6 protein-coding genes and 1 pseudogene are annotated in these 4,336 nt (G+C 25.0%); 6 read left to right on the forward strand and 1 reads right to left on the reverse strand.

Features of this window, described 5'->3' with window-relative positions; all coding sequences use genetic code 11:
* The 4 genes and pseudogenes from Q0W06_RS19290 to Q0W06_RS19305 form a co-directional block, all read left to right on the forward strand.
* Window positions 1–338: pseudogene (locus Q0W06_RS19290) on the forward strand (hypothetical protein); the annotation flags it as partial.
* Between the two features lie 49 nt (window positions 339–387).
* Window positions 388–783 carry a hypothetical protein gene (locus Q0W06_RS19295; RefSeq protein WP_297639722.1) on the forward strand — a complete coding sequence of 132 codons (396 nt, stop codon included), beginning with the start codon at window positions 388–390 and terminating at the stop codon, window positions 781–783.
* Window positions 783–1,373, forward strand: coding sequence for a bacteriophage Gp15 family protein (locus Q0W06_RS19300; protein ID WP_297639725.1), 591 nt, complete (start codon window positions 783–785; stop codon window positions 1,371–1,373). The genes Q0W06_RS19295 and Q0W06_RS19300 overlap by 1 nt, the downstream gene beginning before the upstream one ends.
* Before the next feature lie 80 nt (window positions 1,374–1,453).
* On the forward strand, window positions 1,454–2,464 hold the full coding sequence (locus Q0W06_RS19305) for an SHOCT domain-containing protein (RefSeq protein WP_297639728.1): 1,011 nt from the start codon (window positions 1,454–1,456) through the stop codon (window positions 2,462–2,464).
* 85 nt (window positions 2,465–2,549) lie between these two features.
* Here the strand turns inward: Q0W06_RS19305 and Q0W06_RS19310 are convergent, their stop codons facing one another.
* Window positions 2,550–2,747, reverse strand: a complete 198-nt coding sequence (locus tag Q0W06_RS19310) for a helix-turn-helix domain-containing protein (protein ID WP_297639731.1) — start codon at window positions 2,745–2,747, stop codon at window positions 2,550–2,552.
* Window positions 2,748–2,932: 185 nt separating this feature from the next.
* Here Q0W06_RS19310 and Q0W06_RS19315 point away from each other — a divergent pair, with 185 nt between their 5' ends.
* The gene (locus Q0W06_RS19315; RefSeq protein ID WP_297639734.1) at window positions 2,933–3,202 is read left to right on the forward strand and encodes a hypothetical protein; all 270 of its coding nucleotides are present in this window, start codon (window positions 2,933–2,935) and stop codon (window positions 3,200–3,202) included.
* Between the two features lie 549 nt (window positions 3,203–3,751).
* The gene (locus Q0W06_RS19320) at window positions 3,752–4,120 is read left to right on the forward strand and encodes an RNase H1/viroplasmin domain-containing protein (RefSeq protein ID WP_297639737.1); all 369 of its coding nucleotides are present in this window, start codon (window positions 3,752–3,754) and stop codon (window positions 4,118–4,120) included.
* Window positions 4,121–4,336: the final 216 nt, after the last annotated feature.

The following is a 4,336-nucleotide window of genomic DNA, read 5'->3' on the forward strand; positions in this document are numbered from 1 at the left end:
CTTCTTATGATTGGAAAATGGCAGTTGAAGCTGACCAAATCAAAGAGGAAGAAGTTATTCAATTTATTATGAATATTGGAAGAAATGAATTAGTTGGAGCAGATGCAGAAACTGATTATGTAAAGGTAGATTTAGATAGTCCTGTTTCAGGTTCAGCTGATACATATTCAGCTAGAAGAAGAAAGGTAGCAATTCAAGTATCAGATTTTTCTAGTAAAGATGGAGAAATGGGATTAAAAGCAAACTTTTTAGCAAAGAGCGATATTGAAGCTGGAACTTTTAATACTTCAACTAGAACTTTTACAGCTGGAATAGTAAAACCACCAGTACAAGAATAATTTAAAAAGGACCTATTATTTAGGTCCTTAAATTTTAGGAGGAATATAAATGGCAAATTTTGAATTTAGAAAAAAAGTAATTAATCTAAAAATATGTAATAAAACATATCAAATAGAGGATGATAAAAATTTAGTTAAAAAATTAATTTCTTTTGGTGAAGAAATGCAAGTAAAAGCTGATTCTATTAATTCTGAAAATAATACATATGAGTATTATGAAAAAGTAACTACTGAATTATCTAAAGAGTGTTATAAATTTATAAATGATTTATTAGGAGCTGGTTCTTCAGCTGAAATTTTTAAAAATAATATGTATAATATCGAAGATTGTTTTAGTCTTTTAGATTTTATTAAAACAGAAATCGGAATCCAAAAGGAACAAAGAGTTAATAAATATTCTAATAAAAGAATACAAAGAGAACAGAATTTTAAAAAGAGAAGATAATGTTTAGCTTATTATTAGATAGATTACCAACTAAAGTAACTATAGATAGTAAAGAATATCGAATTAATTCTAACTTTAGAAATTCAATTTTATTTGAACTTATGATGTTAGATGATGAATTAACAGAAGAAGAAAAAATAACTACAGCTTTAAATTTATATTATCCTGTAATCCCTAATAATTTAAATAAAGCTATAGATGAAATTATAAAATTTTATAGTTGTGGTTTTAATGAAAATTCTTCTAATAATACAAACTCAAATAGAACTTATAATGATGTCTATAATTTTGAATATGATTCTGATTATATTTATAGTGCTTTTATGGATCAATACAATATAGATTTAAATTCTATTGAATATTTGCATTGGTGGAAATTTAAAGCTATGTTTAAGAGCCTAAAGGAAGATAATTTAATATCTAAAATAATAAGTTATAGAAGTATTAATTTATCTGAAATACAAGATGATGATGAAAGAGCTAGATATAAAAATTTGAAAGATTTATATAAACTCCCTAATAAATATGAAAAAGAAGATGATAAAAAGCTAAAAGAGATAGAATCCATTTTAATGAATAAAGACCAATAATAACCTTTATAATTGCTAAAAAATAGTATATAATTTGTATGAAATTACTTTATACAAAAGATAACTAGGGGGAATTAAATATGGGTTTATTTAATAAAAAAGAAGAATTTTGTCCTATTTGTAATCATCAATTAGGTCTTAAGCATGGGCAATTAAAATGTAATTTAAAGAACGGTGTTATTTGTGTAACATGCTCAAATAAAATAAAAACATTAGAGTATAAACTACTTACAGTTAATGAAGCTATGGGATTAATAGAACATACAATATTATGTAACTCTTGTGGTGAGCAAATAACAAAGAAATTTAAAAAAGAAGAAAATAAATTTTATTGTATAAGTTGTTTAGATAAAGCAAAATTAGAGTTAAAACAACTCTCTAAAGAAAAAAAAGAAAATAAAAAAAATCTTGTTTTAAAGCAAAAAGCAGAAGCAAAACAACTTTCTCGAGAAAAAAAAGAAATAGAAAAAGAGGAAAATAGAAAAAGAGTTGAGCTATTATGGGAAAAAGAAAAACAAATAAAAGCATCTGCTACAATAAAAGTTGGTAAATATCTATATATTAGTGATACTATGCAAGAAATTTGTATTCCTGCAACATTTATAGATAGCCTTAAAATTTTAAAATATACAGATATCTTAGATTTTGAATTACTTGAAGATGGGAATACTATTTCAAGTGGTGGAGTTGGAAGAGCAGTTGCAGGCGGATTTCTTTTTGGTGGAGTTGGAGCAGTTGTAGGTGCAGCAACAGGAAAACATAAAAGTACTGGTGTTGTTAATTCTATGAAAATTAAAATTACAACTAAAGATTTAAATGAACCAGTTATCTTTATAAAAATATTTAAAGGTGAACAAAAGAAAGGGTCTTTTATGTATAATTCATATCAAAAAGATGCACATAAAATCTTATCAATGCTTCAAATAATAGTTGATAAAGTAAATCAAGATTCAACAAACAATAATTCTATAATTCAAGAAAATCAAAAATCTAAAGTTGATGAACTAAAAGAATTAAAAGAATTACTAGATAGTGGTATTTTGACACAAGAAGAATTTAATTCTGAAAAAGCTAAAATTTTAAATAGATAAAAATAGATTGTATTTCAAACACTCAAATTTATTTGGGTGTTTTTATTATGGAAAAAATAATAAAGAGTAGCATCACTATTTGGAGCTACTCTTTAATATTTTCCATTATATCTGATGGCTGACAGTCAAGGAAATCACATATTTTTTCAATACTTTCAGTTGTAATTGTACCACCTTTTGATAACCTAGCTAGAGTAGGGGAAGTTAAAACTTCTAATAAATCAGTTTTTTTCATTCCCTTTCTATTAAGTAAATCAAATAATTTATAATATTTTATAGCCATAATATCACCTCACTACTATAGTGTATCATCAATAATATTTTCAATAAAGATAAAAAATATTAGTTCTAGTTATTATTTTTAAAGTTAGTTATTATTTTTAGTATTATTTGTTATTTTTATTGACAATAATATTAATTAAAGATAAACTAATATTATTCGTAAGTAATATTTATGAGGTGATTTTAATGTTAACTAATGATGAAATACTAAAAAAGACATATGATACTCCAAATGAGTACGTATTAGAAATTTTAGAAGAAAGTGAAGAAACTGTATTTGAAGAACTTTACGAAAATATTCCAGAAGAACTAAGACACCAGTTTAACAAATATATAGAGATTCATACCTTCATTTCTGAAAAACAAGTTGAAATAGCTTATTATAATGGGCGTAATAATGGATTTGAAGAATATAAAGAAATTTTTAGTGAAAAACTTGAAAATATTAACTATTAAAATACAAATGATAATTAAATAAGGACAAGTTGTTATTAAGCAAGGAAACCAACATAAAAAAACCTTGGTTTAGTGTAGCCTAGAGCTAATAAGTGCACTCGGTAAATATGATTATTACACTTATAATCATATAAACGTAAGTCTTAGTGAAACTTTGGTGAAGATGTTTAGTCTAAAGGATATATAAATATCCCATGACAAAATCCAACGGATTGAGGTTGTACAAGGTGAATGTTGTGAAATATCCACCTAAAGGTAAATAGTGAATTGATAGAAATATCATAATGGACGGTGTACAAGTTCCATATAGTAACTATTAAGTAGCTGAAATGTTACTTACTAAAGTGTTATCAAATGAAACGACCGAATGATATACAGATTAACAGTATATAGTTGTTTGATATAGTTATTTTATGATTTTCATAGGATAACTATATCTTTTTCTCTCTCTCATTCAATCAGATTAACAATCTTAAAATTAAAAGTACTTCTTAAATTATTGCATTATATATCGTATAATATAGTAGTTTAAGAAAGGATGTTGATAATATGCCTAAAGTGAAGCCACAGAAATATTATGCAATAAAAGATGGTAAGAATGTTAAAAATATAATAGTTACTAGTTGGAAAGAATGCAGTGAGTTAGTTCTTGGCTATAATTCTATATATAAGAGTTTTATAAGTGAAGATGAAGCAAAAAAATATTTAAATAATATAAGTGATAAAGAAATTCCAGCTATAAAAAAGCAATATAAGAAAAGCATTGAGAAAAGTAAAAAAAGAAAATCTACAACTAAACCTTTAAGTGGAATACGTATTCCTAAAGAGCTATATGAAATTATAAATGCAAAAGCAGAACATGATAATGTAGAAATAGAAAAATTAATTATTAATGCATTGAAAATAGTTTTTGAGTAAATATAATAAGTTTCAAAAGAGTAACATATTTTATGCTACTCTTTTTTGTTATGAAAAATTAAAAAAATAAACTTGTAAAAGGAGCGTGAATAAATGAGTGATGGACAAATAGTAATTGATACTCGGCTAAATACTGATGGCGTTGCAAGTGGAGTTAATAAAATACAAAGTGAAGCCCAAAAAGCTGGAAAAGCTTTTGATAATGCTGGAGAAGTT

It is taken from the genome of uncultured Clostridium sp. (assembly GCF_947072515.1).
Taxonomy (GTDB): domain Bacteria; phylum Bacillota; class Clostridia; order Clostridiales; family Clostridiaceae; genus Clostridium.